This is a genomic window from Rhodococcus sp. T9N (assembly GCF_024436645.1).
Classification (GTDB): domain Bacteria; phylum Actinomycetota; class Actinomycetes; order Mycobacteriales; family Mycobacteriaceae; genus Rhodococcus_F; species Rhodococcus_F qingshengii.
In genome coordinates this window covers 15,128-39,473 of the sequence record NZ_JAMSKS010000009.1, presented here as the reverse complement: position 1 = coordinate 39,473, position 24,346 = coordinate 15,128, and the positions used below count along the sequence as shown (strand labels likewise).

23 protein-coding genes are annotated in these 24,346 nt (G+C 62.2%); 9 read left to right on the top strand and 14 right to left on the bottom strand.

What is annotated here, in order from left to right:
* Window positions 1-19: 19 nt before the first annotated feature.
* The 5 genes from M1L53_RS16330 to iolC are packed head-to-tail and all read right to left on the bottom strand — an operon-like array spanning window position 20 to window position 5,738.
* On the bottom strand, window positions 20-925 hold the full coding sequence (locus M1L53_RS16330) for a sugar phosphate isomerase/epimerase (RefSeq protein WP_007727370.1): 906 nt from the start codon (window positions 923-925) through the stop codon (window positions 20-22).
* A gap of 52 nt (window positions 926-977) precedes the next feature.
* Entirely contained in the window at window positions 978-2,933 is a 1,956-nt protein-coding gene (iolD, locus tag M1L53_RS16325) for a 3D-(3,5/4)-trihydroxycyclohexane-1,2-dione acylhydrolase (decyclizing) (RefSeq protein ID WP_054188179.1), read from the bottom strand.
* A gap of 14 nt (window positions 2,934-2,947) precedes the next feature.
* On the bottom strand, window positions 2,948-3,820 hold the full coding sequence (gene iolB, locus M1L53_RS16320) for a 5-deoxy-glucuronate isomerase (RefSeq protein WP_042449658.1): 873 nt from the start codon (window positions 3,818-3,820) through the stop codon (window positions 2,948-2,950).
* 21 nt (window positions 3,821-3,841) lie between these two features.
* Window positions 3,842-4,741 carry a hypothetical protein gene (locus M1L53_RS16315; protein ID WP_054188148.1) on the bottom strand — a complete coding sequence of 300 codons (900 nt, stop codon included), beginning with the start codon at window positions 4,739-4,741 and terminating at the stop codon, window positions 3,842-3,844.
* Entirely contained in the window at window positions 4,734-5,738 is a 1,005-nt protein-coding gene (iolC, locus tag M1L53_RS16310; RefSeq protein ID WP_185744456.1) for a 5-dehydro-2-deoxygluconokinase, read from the bottom strand. Before iolC ends, M1L53_RS16315 begins: the two co-directional genes overlap by 8 nt.
* A gap of 199 nt (window positions 5,739-5,937) precedes the next feature.
* Here iolC and M1L53_RS16305 point away from each other — a divergent pair, with 199 nt between their 5' ends.
* From M1L53_RS16305 to iri, 4 genes are all read left to right on the top strand, one after another.
* Window positions 5,938-6,675 (top strand): GntR family transcriptional regulator, encoded by a 738-nt coding sequence (locus M1L53_RS16305; protein ID WP_054188149.1) that lies wholly within the window; start codon window positions 5,938-5,940, stop codon window positions 6,673-6,675.
* Between the two features lie 106 nt (window positions 6,676-6,781).
* Window positions 6,782-7,930: a Gfo/Idh/MocA family protein gene (locus M1L53_RS16300; protein WP_021332507.1), complete on the top strand. Its 1,149-nt coding sequence runs from the start codon at window positions 6,782-6,784 to the stop codon at window positions 7,928-7,930.
* 30 nt (window positions 7,931-7,960) lie between these two features.
* Complete coding sequence (locus M1L53_RS16295; protein ID WP_083471216.1) at window positions 7,961-9,343, top strand: MFS transporter; 1,383 nt, start codon at window positions 7,961-7,963, stop codon at window positions 9,341-9,343.
* Between the two features lie 121 nt (window positions 9,344-9,464).
* Window positions 9,465-10,892, top strand: a complete 1,428-nt coding sequence (gene iri / locus M1L53_RS16290; RefSeq protein WP_050654865.1) for a rifampin monooxygenase Iri — start codon at window positions 9,465-9,467, stop codon at window positions 10,890-10,892.
* Window positions 10,893-10,894: 2 nt separating this feature from the next.
* On the opposite strand, the gene def is transcribed toward iri, so the two are convergent.
* The 3 genes from def to M1L53_RS16275 all read right to left on the bottom strand — a co-directional run bounded on the left by def (window position 10,895) and on the right by M1L53_RS16275 (window position 13,273).
* The gene (gene def / locus M1L53_RS16285) at window positions 10,895-11,503 is read right to left on the bottom strand and encodes a peptide deformylase (protein WP_228232563.1); all 609 of its coding nucleotides are present in this window, start codon (window positions 11,501-11,503) and stop codon (window positions 10,895-10,897) included.
* Window positions 11,504-11,634: 131 nt separating this feature from the next.
* Window positions 11,635-11,946, bottom strand: a complete 312-nt coding sequence (locus M1L53_RS16280; protein ID WP_054188182.1) for a hypothetical protein — start codon at window positions 11,944-11,946, stop codon at window positions 11,635-11,637.
* Window positions 11,947-12,088: 142 nt separating this feature from the next.
* Window positions 12,089-13,273 (bottom strand): phytanoyl-CoA dioxygenase family protein, encoded by a 1,185-nt coding sequence (locus M1L53_RS16275; protein ID WP_054188150.1) that lies wholly within the window; start codon window positions 13,271-13,273, stop codon window positions 12,089-12,091.
* 192 nt (window positions 13,274-13,465) lie between these two features.
* Between M1L53_RS16275 and M1L53_RS16270 the strand changes: the two genes are divergently transcribed.
* Window positions 13,466-14,506: a Gfo/Idh/MocA family protein gene (locus M1L53_RS16270; RefSeq protein WP_054188151.1), complete on the top strand. Its 1,041-nt coding sequence runs from the start codon at window positions 13,466-13,468 to the stop codon at window positions 14,504-14,506.
* Here the strand turns inward: M1L53_RS16270 and M1L53_RS16265 are convergent.
* Both M1L53_RS16265 and M1L53_RS16260 read right to left on the bottom strand, forming a co-directional pair.
* On the bottom strand, window positions 14,503-15,279 hold the full coding sequence (locus M1L53_RS16265) for a TIM barrel protein (RefSeq protein ID WP_080726629.1): 777 nt from the start codon (window positions 15,277-15,279) through the stop codon (window positions 14,503-14,505). The two genes, M1L53_RS16270 and M1L53_RS16265, sit on opposite strands and share 4 nt — an antisense overlap.
* Complete coding sequence (locus M1L53_RS16260; protein WP_042449651.1) at window positions 15,276-16,301, bottom strand: Gfo/Idh/MocA family oxidoreductase; 1,026 nt, start codon at window positions 16,299-16,301, stop codon at window positions 15,276-15,278. The genes M1L53_RS16265 and M1L53_RS16260 overlap by 4 nt, the downstream gene beginning before the upstream one ends.
* Window positions 16,302-16,416: 115 nt before the next feature.
* Here M1L53_RS16260 and M1L53_RS16255 point away from each other — a divergent pair, with 115 nt between their 5' ends.
* The 4 genes from M1L53_RS16255 (at window position 16,417) to M1L53_RS16240 (ending at window position 20,518) form a co-directional block, all read left to right on the top strand.
* The gene (locus M1L53_RS16255; protein WP_054188152.1) at window positions 16,417-17,418 is read left to right on the top strand and encodes a LacI family DNA-binding transcriptional regulator; all 1,002 of its coding nucleotides are present in this window, start codon (window positions 16,417-16,419) and stop codon (window positions 17,416-17,418) included.
* 160 nt (window positions 17,419-17,578) lie between these two features.
* Window positions 17,579-18,580: a substrate-binding domain-containing protein gene (locus tag M1L53_RS16250; RefSeq protein ID WP_007727338.1), complete on the top strand. Its 1,002-nt coding sequence runs from the start codon at window positions 17,579-17,581 to the stop codon at window positions 18,578-18,580.
* A 63-nt stretch (window positions 18,581-18,643) separates the two neighbouring features.
* Window positions 18,644-19,702 (top strand): ABC transporter permease, encoded by a 1,059-nt coding sequence (locus M1L53_RS16245; protein WP_003940759.1) that lies wholly within the window; start codon window positions 18,644-18,646, stop codon window positions 19,700-19,702.
* Window positions 19,703-19,705: 3 nt separating this feature from the next.
* Window positions 19,706-20,518, top strand: a complete 813-nt coding sequence (locus M1L53_RS16240; RefSeq protein WP_007727336.1) for an ATP-binding cassette domain-containing protein — start codon at window positions 19,706-19,708, stop codon at window positions 20,516-20,518.
* Between the two features lie 58 nt (window positions 20,519-20,576).
* Here the strand turns inward: M1L53_RS16240 and M1L53_RS16235 are convergent, their stop codons facing one another.
* Genes M1L53_RS16235 through M1L53_RS16220 form a run of 4 tightly spaced genes read right to left on the bottom strand, consistent with a single transcriptional unit; the run spans window position 20,577 to window position 24,272 of the window.
* Window positions 20,577-21,581 (bottom strand): Gfo/Idh/MocA family protein, encoded by a 1,005-nt coding sequence (locus M1L53_RS16235; protein ID WP_083471218.1) that lies wholly within the window; start codon window positions 21,579-21,581, stop codon window positions 20,577-20,579.
* Window positions 21,578-22,444, bottom strand: a complete 867-nt coding sequence (locus M1L53_RS16230) for a TIM barrel protein (RefSeq protein WP_054188153.1) — start codon at window positions 22,442-22,444, stop codon at window positions 21,578-21,580. Before M1L53_RS16230 ends, M1L53_RS16235 begins: the two co-directional genes overlap by 4 nt.
* Window positions 22,441-23,481, bottom strand: a complete 1,041-nt coding sequence (locus M1L53_RS16225; protein WP_054188154.1) for a Gfo/Idh/MocA family oxidoreductase — start codon at window positions 23,479-23,481, stop codon at window positions 22,441-22,443. Before M1L53_RS16225 ends, M1L53_RS16230 begins: the two co-directional genes overlap by 4 nt.
* Window positions 23,481-24,272 (bottom strand): SDR family oxidoreductase, encoded by a 792-nt coding sequence (locus M1L53_RS16220; protein ID WP_054188155.1) that lies wholly within the window; start codon window positions 24,270-24,272, stop codon window positions 23,481-23,483. The genes M1L53_RS16225 and M1L53_RS16220 overlap by 1 nt, the downstream gene beginning before the upstream one ends.
* Between the last annotated feature and the right edge of the window lie 74 nt (window positions 24,273-24,346).

The following is a 24,346-nucleotide window of genomic DNA, read 5'->3' as shown; positions in this document are numbered from 1 at the left end:
TACTCCTCGATTGTGTTGCTCAGTTGAAGCGGACGGCGGGGACGCCACAGGTGGACAGGTATTTCTGAGTGCGCGCTGCGATGGGCAGCGGTGTGTCGGGATGGCAGGGATACATGTCCTGCTCGACGATCGCGAACACGTCGATGCCGAGCTTCTCGATGGCCTCCAGAAGCGGCGGCATGTCGGGGATTCCGCGCGGCGGTTCGATCATGGCACCGAGTTTGACGGCCTCACCGAACGGCAGGTCCTCCGCCTCAACCTTGGCGACTATCGCCGGATCCACCTGTTTGAGGTGTAGGTACCCGATGCGCTCCGGATGTTTGTTGATAATTGCGAGATTGTCGCCGCCGCAGTAGCTGATGTGGCCGGTGTCGAGACACAGATTCACGAAACGCTCGTCGGTCCCTTCGAGGAACTTGTAGACGTTGTCTTCGATGTCGACGTGACTGTCGGCATGAGGATGGTACTGCGCCATGACGCCGTACTCCTCGAGCATTGCCTTCCCGAGAGCGTTCATGCCGTCGGTTTTCTTACGCCACTGCTCGGGCGTCAGATTGCGGTCTTCGAGTACCGCTCCGGTGGAAGGGTCGCGCCACATCTCAGGGATGACCACCACGTGCTTGCCGCCGACGGCTGCGGTCAACTTGGCGACGTCCTTGATCTGATTCCAGACGGCATCCCAGGAATCGTCCTGGTGCAGGTGTTCGAAAACGGTACCGGCCGAAAGCTTCAGGCCGCGTGCTCCAAGTTCGTCCGTCAACTTGGCTGGATCGGTCGGAAGGTATCCGAACGGACCGAGTTCGATCCATTCGTATCCCGACGCGGACACCTCGTCGAGGAATCGCGTGTACGGGGTCTGCTGAGGGTCGTCCGGAAACCACACACCCCAGGAGTCGGGGGCTGATCCGACGCGAATCGCGCTCATGTCTAAATTCCTTTCGCGGGCAAGCTGTTTGGGGTGTGGCTGTGCGGAATTTTCATTCGGATGGACGGAGGTAGGGTCGCTGGATCTTCTTCCAGGACTCGTAAGTTGTCCGTGCTTTCTTGGTGGACTCCAGTTCGGAGGTGGCCGATACCGGTACATCCCACCAGGATTCGCTGTCCGGGGCGCCGATCAGCGGATCGGTTTCGACGTGGATGACGGTGCTGGTGTCGCTTGCTTTGGCAACTTTGATCGCGTCGGCGAACTCTGCAGCGGTGTTGGCGCGGATGACGTCGACACCGAGGCTGGCGGCGTTCGCGGCCAGATCGACCGGGAGAACCCCTCCGTCGAGACGTCCGTCATTCGAGCGGTAGCGGTACTGCGTGCCGAAGCGTTGGGAACCCAGCGACTCGGACAGTGAACCGATGGAGGCAAATCCGTGATTCTGCACCAGGATGACGATGACCTTGAGGCGTTCCTGTACGGCGGTGACCAATTCGGTGGCCATCATCAGATAGGAACCGTCGCCGACCATCACGAACACGTCGCGATCGGGGCACGCCATGCGGACGCCTAGACCGCCGGCAACTTCGTATCCCATGCACGAGTACCCGTATTCGACGTGATACCCCTTGGAATCACGGGTTCGCCACAGCTTGTGGAGGTCACCTGGCATGGACCCGGCAGCGCACACCACGACGTCACGTGGATCGGACAGTGTGTTGACCAGGCCGATCACCTGATTCTGATTCAGTGACCCGTCGGCAGCGGGTTCGGCTGGGTTGTAGACGGATTCGACGATCGCATCCCAATCGCGAGCGAGGTCACCGATCCTGGACGCGTATTCCTCGTCCACCCGGTAGTCGTTCAGTGCAAGTGCCAGCGCGTCGAGTGCCTCACGTGCGTCGGCGACAACGCTGACTCCGCCCTGCTTCACGGAGTCCAGTGATGCGACGTTGATGTTGACGAAGCGAACGTCGGGATTGGTGAACGCGGTGCGGGACGCGCTCGTGAAATCGCTGTACCGCGTACCGATTCCGATGACGACGTCAGCCTCGGTGGCCAGTGCGTTTGCAGCCGTAGTGCCGGTGGACCCCACCGCCCCGACGGATTGTGGATGGTCGTAGACCAATGAACCCTTCCCCGCCTGGCTCTGCCCCACGGGGATTCCGGTTTGCGCACAGAACGCTGATAGAGAGTCGCTGGCCTGGCTGTAGATCACGCCGCCGCCGGCGACGATCAGTGGCTTGCGAGCCGAGCGGATGATCGCGGCGGCGCGTTCGATCACCGATCGTTCGGGGAGCGGGCGGGCCACGTGCCAGACTCGCTCGGCGAAGAAGGACTCGGGCCAGTCGAAAGCCTCGGCCTGCACGTCCTGCGGGATGGCGATGGTGACTGCGCCGGTCTCGACGGGATCAGTGAGAACGCGCATCCCGGCGAGCAGAGCACTCGGCAACTGCTCCGGGCGCCATACCCGATCGAAGTATCGTGAGACCGGTTTGAAAGCGTCGTTGACTGTGACGTCGCCGCTCGACGGGAGTTCGAGTTCCTGCAAGACGGGGGCACTGGCGCGGGTCGCGAAAGTGTCTGCGGGAAGGAGTAATACAGGTAGACGGTTGATGGTGGCCAGTGCCGCGCCGGTGATCATGTTGGTGGCACCGGGGCCGACGCTGGACGAGACCGCCCACGTCTGCAGGCGGTCCTTCATGCGGGCGTGGGCGACAGCCGAGTGCGCCATCGCCTGTTCATTGCGGCCGAGCACGTAGGGGAGTGTCGGCTCACGGCCGGCGTCGAGATCCTGGATCTCGGCCTGCAAGAGTGCCTGCCCCAGTCCGGCGACGTTGCCGTGCCCGAAGATTCCGAAGCAGCCGGCGAACAGCTTGGTGCGCTGGCCGTCGCGTTCGGTGTACTGGTTGGCGAGGAAGCGGACGACAGCTTGAGAAACGGTGAGGTATACGGTCGGCTCGTCGCGAGGTGGACGATTGCCGGTTGCGTTGTTGGTGGGTGCCACAGCTTTCACTTCCGTCAGTTGTGGGACTGCAACGGCAGTCGAGGGTCGATGTCCTGGTGATCCCAGCTTCCACGTAGCCAGGTGTGTTGCGGATCGTCACAGATGTTCCACGCCCGGATCTCGCCCGAACCTGCCATGACATTGAGGTAGTACATGTGGTGGCCCGGCGCTGCGATGGACGGGCCGTGATAGCCGTGCGGCACGAGGACGACGTCGCCCGAGCGGACTTCCTCGAGCACCTCGATAGGTCTCTCGGCGGTTCCGTACACGCGGTGGTAGCCGAAACCTTCGGTCCCGGTGGGGCTTCTGTCGATCTCGAAGTAGTAGATCTCTTCCAGGGCCGATTCGACGTCGCTGTTCTCGTCGTGTTTGTGGCTGGGGTACGACGACCAGTTTCCACCGGGGGTGATGACCTCACACGCGATGATGGAGTCTGCCTCGAAAGTGTCTGCGGTGGCGAAGTTGTGAACCTGTCGGCTGCAGTTTCCGGCGCCGCGAAGTTCGACCGCGACTCCGGACGCGGGACCGTATCGATGGGGAAGCTTGGCGCCGGCGCGCGCTCCGCACAGAGCGAAGCGGCCCCCGTCAGCGCTGCTGACCGAGTAGTCGGCGTCGCGTCCTACGTACGCGAAATCGCTCGGGCCGTCGAAAACCGATGCGCGGCCAGTGAGGGGAATCTCCGTCCCCTCGGCAACAACCACGGCCGAACCCGCAAGTGGAACGACGATGATCTCGTTCTCGCCGGACCGCAGGTGGACGTTCGCACCCGGGGCGAGTTCGAGTATCCACAAGCTGGATTCGGTCCACCCGGCAGACTCCGGCGTGACCACTGTCGTGAAATCACCGTCGGCGGACGATCCGGCGGGGACGTAGTACTTGCTGAACATCTTGCTCCTGCCAGGTCGGTTCTAGTGGACGAGCTTGACTGCGGTGTCGACGGCCGCGGTCACGTCGCCGTCGGGTGGGTAGAGCAGCGCGCGTCCGACGATCAGTCCGCGCACGGACGGCAGCTGAAGTGCAGCGTCCCACTTTGCGTACGTTTCTTCCGGCGCGATCTGCGGATCTCCCCCCAGGAGGAGCGTCGGGAGGGTGGTCGCATCCATGACGCGTTCCATCTCGTCGACGACCGGCAGTTTCATCCACGTGTACGCCGAGGTGGAGCCGAGACCTTGGGAGATGTGGATGGACTTGATGACGGCGTCGGGGCTGAGATCGTTGACCACCTTGCCGTTTACGCGACTGGAGAGGAACGGCTCGAGCATCGCGATCAGTCCGGCCGCGGCCAGTTCGTCCACGGCTTCCGCACATGCCGTCATGGTGGGCAGAGTGCCCGCGTCGTCGAGTGCGATACGCAGCAGCATCTTTCCGCCGTTCATACCGAACTTTGCGGTACCGGCCGCGGTGTAACCCGTCATGCGGTCGTCGAGTTCGAAGCTGGAGCCTGCCAGGCCGCCGCGGTTCATCGACGAGAAGACGACCTTGTCGTCGAGGGCGCCGAGGAGGAGCAGATCGTCGAGAATGTCCGCGGTGCCGAGAACGCCGTCGACTCCGGGATTGTCGAGCGCAGTGCGTAATCTGTCGAGCAGATCTGTACGACTGTTCATCGCTGTCGGCTTGCCACCGACAGACAGTGCCCCACGGGCCGGGTGATCGGCAGCGACGATCATCAGTCGACCATTGCCTCGAACAGTGGCGCGAGGAGTTCGCGCTGCCCACGCCTTTTCGATGATCTGCGGATCGCTCGCACGCAGTTCCGTCACTTCGGCGTAGGTGGTGGCGAGGGGGCGGGCGGCGAGCTTGTCAGACATTGACTGCCTCCGTGGCTGTGGCTTCGGCGAGATCGTGGACTTCTTCGGCGGTCGGCATCGCAGTGGAGCATTCGAGCCGAGATGCGACTATCGCGCCGGCCGCGTTGGCGTACCGCAGTACCTTCTCCAGCGGCCACCCGGCCAACAGTCCGTGGCACAGTGATCCGCCGAAGCTGTCGCCTGCTCCCAGCCCGTTGACCACGTCGACGGCGTTGGGCGGCACGGTGATCGACTGCTTTCGCGTTTTGCCGAGTACGCCCTTCGGGCCCTGCTTCACGATGGCCAGTTCGACGCCGAGGTCGAGAAGCGCGTCGGCGGCCTTGTTCGGATTGGTCTCACCGACCGCGATCTCGCACTCTTCGCGGTTTCCGACGGCTACTGTCACGTGCGCCAGAGCGCGCTGCACCTGATTGGTTGCTTCTTGGGGCGTCGACCAGAACATCGGGCGGTAGTCCAGATCGAGGACCGTCAGCGGGCGTCGTTCGCGGGCTTCCCAGGCAGCGAAGTGTGCACTGCGACTCGGTTCTTCGGACAGCCCTGTCACAGTCGACCAGTAGAGGGACGATGCTCGAACGGCGTCGAGGTCGATGTCTTCCGGGGTGATCCGAAGATCGGGCGCATGCGGCTTGCGGTAGAAGTACAGCGGAAAGTCGTCAGGAGGGAAGATCTCGCAGAACGTCACCGGTGTCGGGTACTCGGAATTGGTGACGACAAACCTGTTGTCGACGCCCAGACGTGCCAACTCGCGTGTGACGAACTTCCCGAAAGGATCGCTGCCTACGCCGGAGATCAGTGCTGCTCGCCGGCCGAGGCGCGCGGCCGCCACCGAGACATTGGCTGCGCTGCCGCCGAGGAACTTGCCGAACGTCTCGACGTCCTCGAGTCCGACACCGGTCTGAAGTGGGTAGATGTCCACACCCGATCGGCCGATGGCAAGCACGTCGAAGGGTGTGTCAGGGATGTGTGACCCGCTCTGGTGAGTGTTGATGCTTGTCAAAACTGACTCCCGAGAGTTCGTGGTGGGTTGCCCACGCAGGGCACCGATGTATGACTGAAACTGTGCGCCGCGACACAGCGATTGTCAATAGTTTGTCTGGACATTATGACTTGCGGTCAAGTGAATGTTAGTGTTCGCATACACTGCCGAGAGAAGTAGCGTCGATACGGCGCCTTCCCAAGACAGATCGGAGTTGGCCGTGGTCGCAGCACTCGCCGTCGAGTTGGACCGCTCGAGCCCGGTGCCGCTGTATTTTCAGCTGGCACAGGCAATCGAGGGCGCTATTCTCGGTGGCGAACTTGCCCCAGGTGATCGCTTCGAGAATGAACTGGCGTTGGCCAAACGGCTCAATCTCTCACGTCCGACCACTCGACGCGCGATCCAGGAACTGGTGGACAAGGGACTACTTGTTCGTAAGCGGGGAGTCGGAACTCAGGTGGTGCAAAGTCCGGTGCACCGCCCGGTCGAGCTCACCAGCCTGTTCGACGACCTTGCGAGGGCCGGCCAGGCGCCGACGACCAAGCTGCTCAAGTTCACGGTGGGAGTTCCCGCCGAGGACGTTGCCGCGGAACTCAACCTCGAACCTGACGCAGAAGTGGCCACCATCAGGCGTCTGCGAAGCACCAACGGCGAACCGCTTGCAGTGATGACCAATTACATTCCGGTGGACATCGCACCCGATCCCGAGGAGTTGGAGACGCAGGGGCTGTACCAAACCTTGCGAACTCGCGGCGTTCACATCCGTGTCGCGCGGCAGCGAATCGGCGCTCGGGCGGCGACTCGCGAAGAAGCAGGATTGCTCGACGAGAAAGTGGGTGCTGCCCTCTTGACCATGAGCCGCACTGCATTTGACGATTCAGGTAGCGCCGTCGAGTACGGCAGCCACTGCTACCGAGCGTCGCGTTACTACTTCGACACCACCGTGGTCGACCGCTAGATCTCGATCGCGGTGACACGAGTACCCGCCTGACCGAGTCAGTGGGGGTGATTTGTGATCCCAGCATTTCTGCGATCCTTCGATCATTTGACCCGAACGGAGCCTCATGACAGGCATTTCAGTAGCAGTTGCCGGATTCGGATGGATGGGCCGCGTCCACACGCAGGCGTATCTGCGTCTGCGGCAGCACTATCCGCAGCTTCCCGTGATCCGCCTGGCCGCCGTCGCCGACGAGGTGCCTGGCAGAGGGGAGGAAGCAGCGGACCAGTTCGGTTTCGAAGCTTTCACCCAGGATTGGCGCGATATCGCAGCCGATCCGGCCATCGACGCGGTGAGCATCACGGCCCCGAACTTCTTGCACCGTGAAATCGGCGTCGCAATGGCAGAGGCCGGCAAACACATCTGGATCGAGAAGCCCGTCGGCTTGTCCACGGAAGACGCCAAAGCTGTTGCCGTAGCAGTCTCGAAGGCCGGTGTGCAGTCGACCGTCGGCTTCAACTACCGAAACGCGCCGGCTGTGGCCCTGGCAAAGAGCCTGATCGACTCAGGGGAGTTGGGCACGATCACGCACTCGCGTTTTCGTTTCCTCAGCGACTATGCGGCCCACCCTGAAGGTGCTTTGAGTTGGCGATACGAGCGGGAGCGCGGCGGCGCCGGCGTCCTGGGCGACTTGGCTTCGCACGGCATCGATCTGATTCGTCATCTTCTCGGTGACGTCGACGCTCTCGTTGCGGATACTGCGATCTTCATCCCGGAGCGTGCGCGTCCGTCCGCCGCTACCAGTGGACATGCGCGGGCCAGCGGTGGGGAGATGGGGGCTGTCGAGAACGAAGACTTCGTCAGCGCACTGCTGCGCCTCGGGTCGGGTGGCCGGTGCACCCTCGAAGCATGCCGCGTCGCCGTGGGAGAGCAGAACAATTACGGATTCGAGATTCACGGCACGAAAGGTGCCGTGTTCTGGGACTACCGCCGGATGGGTGAACTGGGCACCAGCCTCGGCTCGAAGTACCAGGACCAATCCGTCACGACGGTTCTGGTCGGCCCCGAGTCCGGTGAGTTCGGCCGCTTCCAGCCTGGCGCGGCCAACGCGATGGGCTACGACGACCTGAAAGTGATCGAGGCTCGCAATTTCATCGCCTCGATCGTGGACGGAGCGCCGCAGGGCGCGACCATCGCTGATGCAGTCGCGTCCGCACAGGCCCTGGACGCGATGGTCGCCTCGGTGACCTCCGGCAGCTGGATTTCTCTCGGCTGATCCACAGCTCCTCCGAAAGGCTCTGGTGCAGTGACATTTCCCCGCGGACTGGCGCTGCTTGTGGCAGCAGCGCTGTTCATGGAGATGCTGGACGCGACGATTCTCGCAACGGCACTGCCGTCGATCGCCCAATCTTTCGGAGTTGATGCCGTCGACGTCAATGTCGCCGTTTCTTCGTACCTCCTGGTGTTGGCCGTCCTGATCCCGGCGAGCGGATGGATGGCCGACAGGTTCGGAACGCGACGTGTCTTCATCTCTGCCATAGCTGTTTTCGCGGTGGCATCGGTGGGATGTGCACTGAGCACCTCCCTCCCGATGCTGGTGGGAATGCGTGCTTTACAAGGGGTAGGCGGCGCCATGATGGTGCCGGTAGGGCGGCTCGCAGTATTGCGGGTGACGTCGAAGGCGGAACTCGTACGGGCTATCGCTTACTTGACGTGGCCGGCGCTCACAGCGCCGGTTCTTGCGCCCGCTGTGGGTGGAGCCATCGTGTCGATCGCTTCGTGGCGCTGGATCTTTCTGATCAACGTTCCGATCGGGATCGTCGGGTTTCTGCTGGCATTGCGCATGGTGCCCGACATTCGGCAAACGCAGAAACGGAGCCTCGACTGGCTGGGATTGGTGGTGATCGGAGCAGGCGTCGCAGTGCTTGTCGTGGCGCTCGACAGCGTGCACAGTGCCGGAACCGACTGGCTACGAGTGGGCCTCGGGATCGTTGCGGCTCTGATCTTGTTGAGCTTGGCCGTCATTCACCTCGTCCGGTCGGATCATCCGCTCATCGCGCTCGGCGTCCTCCGACTTCGATCGTTTCGGCTCGTCGCGTCGAGCGGCTCGCTGTACCGGCTCGTGATCATGGGCGTGCCGTTTGTGCTGCCGTTGTTGTTCCAAGTGGGATTCGGAATGTCGGCGTTCAAGGCCGGTCTGCTGGTGATGGCTCTGTTCGCGGGGAATATCGCGATCAAACCGCTCACCACTCCGCTCATGCGCAGATTCGGGATCAGACGAGTTCTGGTGGGAAACGGAGTTCTGTCGGTGGTGTGCTTCGGTGCGCTGGTACTGATCTCGTCGACGACACCGGACGTCGTTATCGCTGTTGCACTGTTTGTCAGTGGCGCGTTGCGATCCATCGGGTTCACCGCGTACAACAGCTTGGCGTTCGCCGACGTCGACTCGGGTGAGCTGACCGATGCCAATACTCTGCATGCAACGCTGCAAGAGTTGGCATCCGGTCTAGGTATTGCACTGTCCGCGTTGGTGATCACGCTCTGCACACCGTTGGCGGAGTCGGGGGATCTGAGCGGCGGAGTGCCGTTTTCTCTGACGCTGGGTGTTCTCGGGGCCATGCTGGTGCCGACGGTGATCGAGAGTTGGCGGCTCCCACGCGATACAGGTGCTGTGGTGTTGGTGCGCTGATGAAGCGTCTTCCGCCACTTTCATCATAACGCGGGACCCGGGGCTTGCGGCAAGGCCCCGGTGATGGTGCACACTCGTCTGCTGCGAGCAAGCAAAAGCCTTGCCCGAAGGAGGGGATCGCATGAGTGATGTCATCATTGTCGGTGCTGGACCAACTGGATTGATGCTGGCAGGTGAGCTCCGGCTGCAGGGCGTCGATGTCGTCGTCGTGGACAAGGACGAGGAGCCGACTCAGTTCGTCCGTGCCCTCGGTATCCATGTGCGCAGCATCGAAATCATGGAGCAGCGCGGGTTGCTGGACAAGTTCCTCGCGCACGGCCGCAAATATCCGCTCGGTGGATTCTTCGCGGGGATCAGCAAACCGGCACCGGCGCACCTCGATACTGCGCACGGGTACGTACTGGGCATTCCTCAGCCCGAGATCGACAGGATTCTTGCCGAACATGCCACCGAAGTCGGTGCGGACATTCAGCGAGGAAAGCGCGTCGTCGCGATCCGTCAAGATACCGATAGCGTCACAGCGGAATTGTCCGACGGCACAACACTTCACGCGCGTTATCTCGTGGGCTGCGACGGCGGCCGCAGCACTGTTCGGAAGCTGATCGACGTCGGGTTTCCCGGCGAGCCGTCGAGCGCCGACACGTTGATCGGCGAAATGGACGTGACCATGCCGGCTGATGAACTGGCCGCCGTTGTCGCCGAAATCCGGGAAACGCACAAACGATTCGGAGTCGGTCCCGCCGGCAATGGTGCTTTTCGCGTCGTGGTACCCGCGGCCGAAGTTGCCGACGGTCGCGCGGTTCCCACCACCCTCGACGACATCAAGCAACAGCTACTGGCCATTGCGGGCACCGACTTCGGTGTGCACTCACCGCGGTGGCTCTCGCGCTTCGGTGACGCCACCCGTCTGGCGGAGCACTACCGGCGTGACCGGGTGTTCCTCGCCGGCGATGCCGCACACATCCACCCACCGATGGGCGGACAAGGCCTCAATCTCGGTGTCCAAGATGCCTTCAACCTCGGCTGGAAGCTCGCCGCAGAGATTAACGGTTGGGCGCCGGAGAGCCTGCTCGACACGTACGAATCGGAACGGCGTCCGGTGGCTGCCGACGTTCTCGACAACACGCGCGCGCAGGCGGAGCTGATCTCCACCGCAGCCGGTCCACAAGCTGTGCGACGCTTGATCTCCGAGTTGATGGACTTCGAAGACGTCAAGCGTTATCTGACCGAGAAGATCACTGCGATCTCGATTCGCTACGACTTCGGCGAAGGTGACGACCTACTCGGTCGGAGGCTGCGGAACATCGCGTTGACGCGCGGCAACCTGTACGACCTGATGCGATCCGGCCGCGGACTTCTTCTCGACCAGGGTGGCCAACTGTCCGTCGATGGTTGGAGCGATCGCGCCGACCACATCGTTGACACAAGCACTGAATTGAACGCTCCGGCTGTCCTGCTTCGGCCGGACGGTCATGTGGCATGGGTCGGGGATTCGCAGGCGGAGTTGGATACTCAGCTGTCCATGTGGTTCGGCCGGCCAACGGCGTAGGGCTATCTGGTTCCACCTCTAAGCCGACTGGTCGCTTGACACGCCGGCCAATGGGCTGTGTATTGGTCCGATACTTCGTCGTGGTCGCGATAGAGCTGTTTGCGTTTGCGCGTTGGAAGTCGGTCGCCGAAGACAATGCCGTTGATGTGGTCAGTCTCGTGTTGGAAGCAGCGCCCGAGGGTGCCACCTGCAGTGATTTCGATCGAGTTGCCGTATTGATCGTTTCCGCGACAGGTGGAGAAGTCGGGTCGTGCGAGGTCAGTGTATGAACCGGGAAGGGACAGACAGCCTTCGCCGTAGTCGACTAGCTGCCGGTGGACTCCTTCAGGAAGGTCGACGACCGGATTGCAGACGACGCCGGTGCGTTGCGTCCCTACTTCGTCGGTGCAGTCGTAGATGAACACCGCGAGGTCGACGCCGATCTGTTGAGCTGCGAGTCCTGCGCCGTGTGCGGCGGTGTTGGTAGCGAACATGTCTGCCAGCAGATCTTGGAGATCGCTGCCGAATTCAGTCACTGGCCGAGCAGGCGCATGAAGGACAGGGGTGCCCCAGCGAATGATCGGTTGCGCGGTACCTAGGCGGAGAAGTTCGGAGACAGGCATGAGGTTCATGTTCCGCTCTGCTCCTGCCCAACGCAACGAGAGTGTTCGCGTTCGACCGTTGTGTTTCTCACTGCAGTACATTGCCGATTTACTCTCGGGCGTCGCGGACCGCTGTCTGAACATTGGATCTGGTGCAACTTTCACTCAGCTCGCTTGGCGGTCCCTTCGCCTCCACGCTGTCGAGCCTGACCTGGGTTGATGTGGAGTCGAACACCCTCGTAGGTGACTGTGTACGGCACGTCGTCGTCCGGGTCGCCGGAGTCCGCAGGGGCCGGTAGTTCCGCGATCTGTTCGATGACGGTCTGGGCTCGCGCAGCGCCGGGATCGAACATCTCCTGAAACGGCCCGACGAACGATCCGCCGAGTCCGCGGCGCTTCGCCCGGACAGCCGCCCACCCGAATACGGCCAACGGGCCGATCATGGCGAACAGCACTAACAAGTCCCACCCCATGCTTCGAGCGTACCGACCGACCGCCTTCAAACGGCATTTCGGCCATTCCGGACGGCGCATGGCCCAACATCAGTGCGAAAAACGCGCGGCTATTCGACACAGGGACTCCTTCGCTGTGGTCAGGCCGTCCTGCCAAGTCTCCTCAGCTCATTCGTCTCTCGGACTGTGCCTTCAGTAGATCGGCCAGTCGATCAGGTGAGATCCGCTCGCGAACCGCCTCCGTCACGAGTTCGGCCTGCGTCTGAGGCGCGAGGCCGTCGATCGGTTGGTCTCGGTCCAGATTGGTCGGGAAGGCGTAGCCCTCGGCCGAGGCGGCGACGGCGCACCGAACTGCCTCGTCGGACCCCGCCTCGCTGAGAGCGAGCAGTGCAGGATAGATCGCGTTGACGAGTGCCTCCCGGTCGATGGTTCCGAGGGCTCGACCGAAGGCCGACGACACCTGGAGAAGATTTGCCATACGCAGGACGTCCGCGGACTTGTTGTGGCCGGCGGCGTGGAATAGTGCTGGGTTGAAGAAGACGGCATCTCCCTTCTTCAAAGGTAATTGGACGTAGTTGGCTTCGAAGAACTCCTTGAACTCGGGACGCTCGAACGCGAGGTATCCGGATTCGTATTGCTGGGAGTACGGCAGATACTTCGTCGGGCCCGTTTCGGCAGGCATATCCACGTGGGCGACGGCACCTTGCAGGGTGAGGGCCGGGGTCAATCGGTGAACATGCGCCCGAAACTTTGCGGCTACGTCGCTCGACATGAAGCCGAGGTGGTAGTCGCGATGTGGATTCTGTGCGGCGCCACCGGGATTGACGACGTTGACGTCTGACGTCACCTGATACATGGGGCCGAGCCAGGCTTCCGAAGCTAAAGCGACAATGCTGTTTGCGTAGTAGTCGACGTAAGCCTTGGGATCTTCGAGCGCCAACTTCAGTTGTGCTCCCCAGATCCGGTCATTGGCTCCGGGTCTGGCGAAGTGATCCCCGGACGTCGCGCCGGATTCGTGTTGGCGCGCAATGAGTTCACGGAAGACCGCACTGGCGCGATCCAATACCTCCGCGTCGAACGCGCCTTGGAAGACCGTGATGCCTGGACCGGTGAGTAACGCGCGGGCGATCTCGTCCTGAATCTCCGCCCGGATTTCAGGATTCGACAATTTGTCGACCAGAGCATCCGAGCGGTAGAGAAGAACGCCGTCGGCCACCGAATGGGCGTACGGGTAATCGGCGGGGTCTGTCTCGTGTGCGACCAGAGCGGCGAAGTCTTCGATGTTGCAATCTTCTCGGTGCAACCTACCCGCGGACGGCACGGCGTTGTCGGTCAGTGCTCGAGTCATTCGGGGACCTTTCCTGCAGTGTTCAAGATGCGCTGTACCTCAAAGACTGCCAAGGAGAAGCCATCGAAACTACCCCCGAAATCCATCAAAAAGACCTCAGAATTCTTCGCTCAATAGCTTGATCCAGTTCCAATTTAGCTGGACAACATAATGTCCTTACATATTTCGAGATTCGACTCTACAGTTCGAGGCATGACAACTTCTACTGTTCTGGAACTTCCTCGCACCCGGGTTGCCGATCCGATCGACGCCCCGACTTTGTGCTGGGGGATCCTCGGTCCCGGCTGGATTGCACAGCGCTTCGTGGAATCCCTGCAGACCGATACAGCTCAAGAGGTGGAGGCAGTTGCTTCGCGCGGACTGGCCCGAGCTCAGGCCTTCGCGGACCAATGGGGGATCCGATGCGCTCACGGTAGCTACGGCGCTTTGCTTGCGTCCGAGGAGGTGGACGTCGTCTATGTTGCAACGCCGCACACAGCCCATTTCGATTGTGCGATGGCTGCATTGGATCACGGCAAGCATGTCGTGATCGAAAAACCGCTTGCCTTGAACGGTGCACAGGGGCGTGCCATTCGAGAGAGGGCAACGGCGCTCGGACTGTTCTGTATGGAAGCGATGTGGACGTCGTTCTTGCCCAAGTTCGACGTGATCGACCAGATCATCGAGGCTGGATTTCTGGGAACCATACGTACGGTTCTGGCAGATCACGGTGAACGGTTCGAGACCGATCACCGTATTTACGATCCGGCGCTCGCGGGCGGGCCGCTTCTCGACCTCGGGACCTATCCGGTCAGTCTTGCGCATCGCGTACTAGGTGTTCCGAGTTCGGTTCTCGCTCTCGGCCAACCGGCCAACCACCAAGTGAACGGCCAGATTTCCGCGGTGCTCTCGTGGTCCGGTGTAGCTCAGGCCAGTCTGAGCACCACCATCCTCGCTGACACGCCCAACACCGCGTCGATCTGCGGTGACAAGGGGATGATCATTCTGGACTCGACGTTCTACCGCCCCGGGTCCTTTACGGTCCGGCTCGGAGACGGAAGATCTGCGCGCTACGACGACCCGGTCGACGGATACGTCGGAGGTCTCGCGTTCGAGGCGGCCGAGGCGGCGCGGCGGATCACCGCCGGGGATATCGAGTCGCCGGTCCATCCGCTCGACGCGGCCATTGCGACGCTCGACATCCTCGACGAGATCCGCCGTCAGGTAGGGATCACGTTCCCGGGGGAGGCCTAGAGTGTGAAGGCGTTCCGGAAAGCAGTGAGTGCGGTGTCACTGTCTCCGGATGCCCAGCCCTCCAATCCGATCGTGCCGGTGTAACCCTGCTCGGCGAGAACGCGTGCGATGGCTGGGTAGTTGATCTCGCCGGTTCCGGGTTCGCATCGGCCGGGTACGTCGGCCACCTGAATCTCGCCGATGTTGTCACCACAACGCCGCACGAGTTCGATGAGGTTTCCTTCGCCGATCTGTGCGTGGTAGAGGTCGAGCATCATCTTGAGGTTGGGGTGTGAGACGGATTCCACCAGTGCCAGAGTGTCTTTGGCTCTGGCCATCGGTACGCCAGGGTGATCGACGATCGTATTGAGATTCTCGAGGCAGAAGACGACTCCGGCGTCTTCACCCAGTCGCGCGATCTTCTCGAGAGCGCGTTGGGCCGTCAGCCACATCGCTCCCGTAGTTCGATACTGCGGGCGCGCGGCCTGTCCGTCGATCAGCTCGCCGGTATGGAAGTTCAGCCGAGGAACGCCGAGTTTCGCTGCCGGCGTGAGGCATAGCGCCGCTGTACGTACGAGTTCGGCGCTGCCCGCTTCGTCGAACAAATCGCCGTGAAGATAGCCGGTCATCGAGGAGAACCGAGCCCCGGTGGCGACCAGAGCATCGAGGTCCTTGTCTTGCCAACTCCAGATCTCGGCTGCGAACCCCGCCTCCGAGATCCGCCGAATGCGTTCGACGACAGGGAGTTCGGTGAACGTCATCTCGGCAGAGACTGCCAAATCGAAGGGGCTCACTGCGGCACCGACAGCAGCGATACGGGCAGTCCGGTTTCCACGGATTCTTTTGCAGCCAGTGCGATTTCCAGGGCGTTGCGAGCATCGAGACCGTCGACCGACGGCGCGCTGCCGGAGCGGATGCAGTCTGCGAAGTGCGCTAGCTGGGCAACATAGGCGTCGTGAAACAGTTCGATGTTCACCCGAGGTGTGTCGGCCCGAACGCCCGGTGAGCTGTAATGACGCATCGCGGTCCGCGTGACCTCGCCTGCACTCACCATTCCACCGGAACCGAAAACCTCGCCGCGAACGTCGTAACCGTAGGTGGCCTGGAAGTTGGCCTCGGCCGACGCGAAGGCGCCGTTGTCGAACCGCAACTGAACCATCGACGTATCGAGGTACCCCTGCTCCTTGTACTGCGGATGGACGAGAGCATCGGCCTGCGCGAACACCTCGACGACGCGTGCCCCCGGGTTGAGCCAGAGCAGGGCGTCGAAGTCGTGAATCAGTGTCTCGTTGAAGATCGTCCACGGCTTGACTCGAGAGGCGACGTCGGCGGTGATTCCCGGATCGCGAGTCAGAGAGCGAAGTAGCTGCGGTGTCCCGATCCCACCGGAGGTGATCACGTCGTGTGCCGCGGCGAAGTCGGCGGCGAAGCGCCGGTTGAAACCGACCTGCAGCGCAACATTGTTCGCGGCGCATGCGCCGATTGCGCGATCGGCGTCCTCGAGTGTCAAAGCCATCGGCTTTTCGCAGAAGACATGCTTGCCGGCCTCCGCTGCTGCTACCACGAGATCGGTGTGAGTTGATGCGGGCGTACTGATGAGCACCGCTTCGACGGTCGGATCGGTAATCAGCTCAAGGGCGTCGGTGTACGCGCGGGCGTCGGGACTGACACGTTCGATCAACGACGCCGCAGCGCCGGGCGCAGGATCGGCGACGGCGACGAGACGGGTGCCGGGGATACGCAGCGCGACGGACTCGCCGTGGAAACGGCCGATCCATCCAGCGCCGATCAGACCGACTGCAACAGAGGCAGACATGGGGGCTCCGTTCGGAGTGAGGATGAGGAACTAGATCGTTCTAGTCGTGTCAGTAAAGCGCTGGTTGCCTCGTGCGTCAACGTTTCGGCGTGTATTCGCTGGAACGATCTAGTCTGTGGAGGTGAACAGTCGACGCCCCACCTTGCAAGACGTAGCAGACCTGGCCGGTGTGTCACGCGCACTGGTGTCCATCGTCATTCGTGATGTCCCGGGTGCCAGCGATGCGACGCGGGTACGGGTCAAGGCGGCCGCGGACGAACTCGGCTATCGACCCGACAACGCGGCGCGACTGCTGCGCCAGCATCGCAGCCGCCTGATCGGTGTCAGTTATGTTGCCGCGCAAACCTTTCACGCGGAGCTGCTCGACGAGATCTACGACGCAGCCGAACGCTTGCGCTACGACGTCGTTCTCAGTGCCGTCTCGGACCGCAGGCCTGGCTCGCGCGCCGTGCGCACCCTGCTCGACGACCGATGCGAGGCGATCTTGCTGTTGGGTTCGCAGGCGCCGGAATCGGAGATCGTCGACCTGGCGGCCAAGGTTCCCGTCGTCGTGCTCGCCCGGAAGATGCCCTCAGCACAGGTGGACGTTGTCCGCACGGACGACGAGGCGGGCGCCGTGATGGCCGTGAATCATCTCGTCGGACTCGGGCACCGCTCGATTGTCCATGTCGACGGCGGACGCGGTCCGGGCGCCCAGGAGAGGCGTCAGGGCTACCGGAAGGCCATGCGGGCGGCCGGACTGGAATCGCGGATACTTCCCGGCGGCCTCACGGAGGAGTTCGGCGCGGACGCCGCGCGGTCGATGGTCGAACAAGGGATTCCCGGTGCGGTCTTCGCTTTCAATGATCGTTGCGCGCTAGGAGTCCTGGACGTCTTCTTGCGTGCGGGAGTCTCGGTGCCCGGCGACGTCTCCGTGATCGGATTCGACAACAGTGCATTGGCAGGTTTGGCGCACATCGATCTGACCAGTGTCGGGCAGGACACGGCGTTTCTGGGTGGCGCCGCGGTGGAGCGAATCTCCGAACGCCTCGACGGCGGAAGTGGACTCTTGGGCGGGGACATAGTCGCGCAACCACAACTTGTAGTTCGAGGTTCAACTGGACTCGTAGGGCGTTGACCTGGTTTTTCGACCTAAACTCGTTTGTCCGGTCTTTGATAAGCAGTCCTAATGTCAGAACAAACTATTGACATTCGACTGTGACGGGTATTACATCTTTCACATACAACCGAGCACCATCCGTTCGCGGGCCGTTGGTTGATGTCGAGAGGGAGTTCACATGTCGTTTCTCACGGGACGCAAGAGCGTTGCCGTACTGGCCGGAGCCTCAGTCGTGGTCTTGGGTCTGGCCGCCTGTTCCAGCACCGGCGGTAAGCCGGATTCTTCCGGATCCGGAATGGGCGCGGGTACGGCGGACACGCCCCGCGCCACCATTGCGATGATCACCCACGAAGTTCCCGGTGACACGTTCTGGGATCTGGTGCGCAAGGGCGCCGAAACCGCAGCGGCCAAGGACAACATCGAACTTCGGTACTCCGCCGATCCCGAGGCGCCGAATCAGGCCAACTTGGTTCAGAGTGCGATCGACAGCAAGGTCGACGGGATCGCCGTCACCCTCGCGAAGCCCGACGCCATGGTTGCCGCGGTCCAAAGTGCCACCGCCGCGGGCATTCCGGTGGTCGCCCTCAACTCGGGCCTCGAAACCTGGAAGGACATGGGCGTCAAGGAGTACTTCGGTCAGGACGAGTCGATTGCCGGTGAAGCTGCCGGCGAGCGACTCAACACCGAAGGTGCCACCAAGGTGCTGTGCGTGATTCAGGAGCAGGGCAACGTGAGCCTCGAATCACGGTGCGCCGGTGTGAAGAAGTCGTTCAAGGGAACGACGGAGATTCTCAACGTCAACGGCAAGGACATGCCGTCGGTGGAGTCGACCATCACCGCGAAACTTCAACAGGACCCGGCAATCGATCGAGTTCTCGCGCTCGGTGCGCCGTTCGCATTGACGTCCGTGACGTCGGTCGGCAATGCGGGCAGCAAGGCTAAGGTCGTCACCTTCGACACCAACGCGGCGCTCGTCGACGCCATCAAATCCGGTGACGTGCAGTGGGCAGTGGACCAGCAACCCTTCCTGCAGGGCTACCTCGCCATCGATTCGCTGTGGCTTTACCTCAATAACGGCAACGTGATCGGTGGTGGCTTGCCCACCCTGACTGGACCCGCGTTCATCGACAACACCAACATCGACTCGGTCGCCGAGTACGCCAAGAACGGAACTCGCTGATCCGGGCGCACGGAGGGCTGAGAGTCCGCCCTCCGTGCGCCTGTCCAGCACGGAAGGGAAATCATGTCCACTCAGGCAGATCTCGACCTTGCCGCCCATAAAGTCGTGACCGATGAACGGGTGAAGGAGCAAAAGCGCATTCAGCGTCTGCTGCTCCGCCCGGAGATGGGTTCACTTGTCGGCGCCATCGCCATCTTCATCTTCTTCTGTATCGTCGCGGCACCGTTCCGTACGCCGGAAGCGCTTGCGACAGTGCTCTACTCCAGCTCCACGATCGGCATCATGGCTTGCGCGGTCGCCCTGCTCATGATCGGCGGCGAGTTCGACCTCTCCGCCGGCGTCGCAGTCACCACGTCCTCGCTCGCCGCGTCGATGATCGCCTACAACCTGCACCTCAACCTGTGGGTGGGCGCGATTCTGGCGCTGGTCGTCTCGCTCGCCGTCGGATTCTTCAACGGCTACCTCGTCATGAAGACGAAGATTCCCAGCTTCCTCATCACCTTGAGTTCGTTCCTGATGTTGACCGGCATCAACCTGGCCGTCACCAAGCTCGTGAGTGGTCAGGTGGCCACACCCAGCGTCTCCGACATGGCCGGATTCGATTCCGCGAAAAAGGTATTCGCGTCGTCGTTCTCGGTCTTCGGGGTGTCCGTCAAGATCACGGTCGTGTGGTGGCTGCTGTTCACCGCGATTGCAACATTTGTTTTGTTCAAGACCAAGATCGGCAACTGGATCTTCGCGGTCGGCGGCAATCAGGACAGTGCCCGCGCGATCGGTGTCCCGGTGACCGCAGTCAAGATCGGTTTGTTCATGACCGTCGGCTTTGCTGCCTGGTTCGTGGGCATGCATCTGCTGTTCTCGTTCAACACCGTTCAGTCCGGTCAGGGTGTCGGTAACGAGTTCCTGTACATCATCGCCGCAGTCATCGGCGGTTGCCTGCTCACCGGTGGTTACGGAACCGCGATCGGCGCTGCGATCGGCGCATTCATCTTCGGTATGACCAACCAGGGCATCGTCTACGCAGGCTGGAACCCGGACTGGTTCAAGTTCTTCCTCGGCGCCATGCTGCTGTTCGCGGTCATCGCCAACAACGCATTCCGCAACTACGCTGCGAAAAGGTGACACATGAGTACCACAGCTGAAGTTCCCGCTCTCTCGAACTCGGGCGGCAACGTGCCACTGATCGAGCTCAAGGACGTCGGTAAGCAATACGGAAACATCATCGCGCTCAAGGGAATCAACCTGCGCGTCGGTGCGGGTGAAGTAACAGGCGTGCTCGGTGACAACGGCGCAGGCAAGTCCACGCTGATCAAGATCATCGCCGGTCTGCACCAACAGAGCGAAGGTGAACTACTCGTCGACGGTGAACCGACAACGTTCCACTCGCCGAAAGAAGCTCTCGGCAAAGGCATCGCGACGGTCTATCAGGACCTCGCCGTCGTTGCGTTGATGCCGGTGTGGCGCAACTTCTTCCTCGGGCAGGAACTGCGCAAGGGTGGTCTGATCAAGTCGCTCGACGCCAACGCCATGCGCGCGACGACTCTTTCGGAACTGTCGAAGATGGGCATCGAACTACCTGACGTCGACGCACCGATCGGTAGTCTCTCGGGCGGTCAGCGTCAGTGTGTTGCCATCGCCCGCGCCATCTTCTTCGGCGCGCGCGTGCTGATTCTCGACGAGCCGACAGCAGCGCTCGGCGTCAAGCAGTCGGGAATGGTGTTGCGCTACATCACCGCTGCCAAGGAACAGGGATTCGGCGTCATCTTCATCACGCACAATCCGCACCACGCGTACATGGTCGGCGATCACTTCGTGCTCCTCAACCGAGGCAGGCAGAAGCTCGACGCCAAGTACGACGACATCTCACTCGAAGAACTGACCAAGGAGATGGCGGGCGGTGACGAGCTCGAGACGCTGACCCACGAGCTTCGCCGCTAGATCAAAACCTCGCGACTACAGCCTCGGTTCGAATCGAACCGAGGCTGTAGTCGTTTCGTCACAGGATGGTCGTCGGCCGAACCCCGAGGCCGGAATGCATGTACGCCTCGTCGATCATCGTCATGTTGGCTACCGCGTCGCCCGGCCCGATCGGCAGCGCCGAGACCCCGGACAGATGATCGGCGAACGCTTCGAGTTGATAGGTGTACGACGACTTCGTGCCCAGATGCTCGACGCTCGTGCGCCCACCGGCCGTGACGGAGACACGGTCGTCGATGTCCGGCTGCAGGAAGTTGTGTACCAGGACGTCTCCTTCAGTGCCGAATACTCGGAAGATGAAGTGATACCGCTCGTCCAACATCGTGGTCACCACGGATGCCGTGGCGCCGCTGGGGTATTCGAGTTCGATGTCGAACCACGAATCAACCCTCGGAGCATATTCCTCGTGGCGGGTCTCGGTCACCACTGGCGCACCACCACAGACGTCACTCAGCGTCCGGGAAGCATGTAACCCGTAGCAGCCCAGGTCCATCAGTGACCCGCCTGCCAAGGCGAGCTCCCACCGCGGGTCGTTCTCGGGTGGTGTGGGCATCCGCAGTACGGTTTCCACCCGAGTGACCGCGCCGACGGCGCCGCTTCGAACCAGATCCAGCAGGCGCCGGTTCACCGGATGAAAGAGGTAGTGGAACCCCTCGAGCAGCGTCACGCCGCTCGCGCGTGCTGCCTCGGCTACAGCACGCGCTTCCACCGCGTTGCTCGAAAACGGTTTCTCCGTCAGCACGTGCTTGCCGGCCTGAACGGCGGCGAGATTCCACGGTCCGTGCAGGCTGTTGGGCAGCGCGTTGTAGACGACATCCACCTCCGGATCCGAGATCAGCTCGGCGTACGAACCGACCACCCGTTCGATCCCATGCTGGGCCGCATAGGCTCTGGCCCGCTCGGGGTCGCGTGCGGCAACGGCCACCAGGCGGTGCCCGGTGGCCGTTGCAGGTTTGATCATCGCGTTCTCGGCGATGCGTGAGGCTCCCAGAATGCCTATCCGCAGCGGGGTAGGAGGTGTCACAGAACCGACCGCAGATACTCGACGCTCGCTCGCACATCGCGCACCGGTCCCTCGTCCGACGGCGCTTCGGCCAGAATGGTGTCCTGCTCGAGCACGTACCACCCGTCGAAACCGTGGCGCTGCAATATGGCTGTGACACCGGCGATGTCGACGTCGCCGCCACCGAGTGGACGGTACATTCCCGCCTTCACGCCGTCGGTGTAGGTGAGCTCACCTCTGCGAACGCGTGATGCGAGGGCATCGTCGACGTCCTTGAGATGCACGTGGGTGATGCGCTCGGGAGCTTGACGCGCCAGGTCGACCGGATCGGTGCCGCCGATCAACAGGTGGCCGGTGTCCAGGCACAGGGGGATGGCCGAGCCGTCGAGCACTCGCAGGACCTCGTCGCGCTGCTCGATCATCGTTCCGACGTGAGGGTGGACAACTGCCCTGATTCCGCGCTCGGCCGCGGCGTCGGTGAGGCGATCGAGATTGTGCAGCAGGGTTTTCCAACTCTGCTCGTCCAGTTCCGGGCGTGAATCGTAGCCGTCGGAACCCGTCGCGGCGGCCAGGACCAAAACTTCGGCACCCGAGGCGACGAAACCATCGAGGATGGGGGAGATGCCGGGAACCGGATCATGATCGCGATCATGCAGCAGTACCGGTGCGAACCCGCCGACTGCGCTCAGATCGTGATCCGCGAGCACCTTGGCCATTTCGGCGGGTGCAGTCGGCAGAAAGCCCTCTGGTCCGATTTCCGTTGCCGCCAGACCGACTTCGCGCGTTTCCCGGAGGACTTGCGCAGGGTCGAGCTGGTAGCCCCAGCCCGGGACTTCGCACACGCCCCAGGAGATCGGTGCGCCGGCGATGCGAGGAGTGCTCATGTGTGTGCCTCATTCTTGTCGTGAAGGAACAGATCTTTGACTTCGGTGATCGTGACGGGCCGACCCTCGCGCAGAGAGTGCGTTGCAGCTTCGGAGATCCAGGCCGACTCGACCGCATCTGCGGGCGTGCACGGTGATTCCCGACGCCCGGCGACAACGCCGAGGAATGCTTCGAGTTCCGCACGGTAGGCGGACGTGAAGCGGTCCATGAAGAACGTGTACGGCTCCTTCGAGGGGAACGATGTTTCGGGGTCGAGAGAGCGGAGTGGCAAGCGGTCGTCCAGCCCGGCAACGACGGAGTCCGCCGAGCCGAGTACCTCGAGTCGGCAGTCGTAGCCGCGGCCGTTGTAGCGGGTATTCGACACGACCGCGATGGTTCCGCCTTCGAAAGTGAGAACCGTTGCGGCGGTGTCGACGTCACCGGCATCGGCGATCCCGCGATCACCCTGATTCGAGCCGGTGGCAAAAACAGTGGTGACTTCGCGGCCGCTGATCCACCGGACGATGTCGAAGTCGTGGATCGAGCAGTCGCGGAAGATGCCGCCGGAGTGTTCGATGTACGAGATCGGCGGGGGAGCGGGGTCGAGGGTGGTCGATCGGAGAGTGTGGATCCAACCGAGTTCTCCAGATCGAACCGCGTCGTACGCCGCCACAAATGACGGGTCGAATCGGCGCTGAAATCCGATCTGGACTGGCACCGACGTCTGCTCGGCAGTCGCGAGTACACGAACGGAGGATTCGATGGAGTCTGCTACCGGCTTTTCGCAGAACGTCGGGATGTCTCGGCGGACAGCGGCTTCGATCAAATCGGCATGTGAACTCGACGACGCGGCGATCAGAACGCCGTCGATGCTTGACGCTAGAAGCGCGTCGGGATCGGCAGCGGACTCCACGTCGAGTTCGCTTGCCACGTCCGAGGTTCGACGTGCGTCGACATCGGTGACAACCAGTGCGTCGACGCCGTTTAGCGTCAGTAGATTTCGGGCGTGGTAGCTGCCGATTCGTCCGAGGCCGACGACTCCGATGCGAGCGCCCATCAGTCCAGCCCTCCGAAGACGTTCTGGTCCCAGTCGATGATCGAACCCGTCACGACTCCGCTGCGATCGGAGAGCAGGAAGACGACGAAGTCGGCGATTTCGTCGACCTGTCCGAGCTTGCCCATGGGGAGGGTGCTGCCCGCGCGTTCCTGCCAGTCGTCACCAGCGTCGTGAAAAGCTCTCTGCGTGAGGTCTTCACCCTCGGTCTGTGTCCACCCGATGTCGAGACCGTTGATCCGGATACGATCCCAGCGATGCGCATGGGCCGCGTTGCGGGTCAGCCCCGCCAGCCCGGCCTTCGCTGCCACGTACGGCGCGAGATACGGCTGCCCGCCGAGTTCGGACGTGGAGATGATGTTGACGATGGACCCGGGGACCGCACGCTCGCGCATGTCTTTGACTGTTGCCTGCATCGTGAAGAACGGACCGCGAAGGTTCACCGCGATGTGCTGGTCGAAGAGTTCTTCGGTGGTGTCGAGCAGCGTTCCGCGTGAAGTGAGCCCGGCGGAATTGACCAGAGCATCCACGCGGCCGAAGTGAGAGATCGTCTCGGCCACGCTGTCGAGCGCGGAATCCGTCTGTGCCACATCGGCTTCGATGAAGTGAGTTCCCGGAAGTTCTGTCTCGAGAGCCTTTCCGACGTCCGGGCGTCGGCCGGTGAAAGCCACCTGAGCGCCCTCACGGACTGCGGCGCGTACGATTCCGGCGCCGACGCCTTGCGAGCCGCCACTGACCAGTAAGACGGTGTCGGCCAGGAGTGCGGGCCTGGTTACGCCCGGCGTAGAAGTCATGGGTTTAGTCTGGCTGTGACGAAGACCTCGAGCAACAGCAAAAAACCATCAAATATCCATCATCGTGAGGTAGT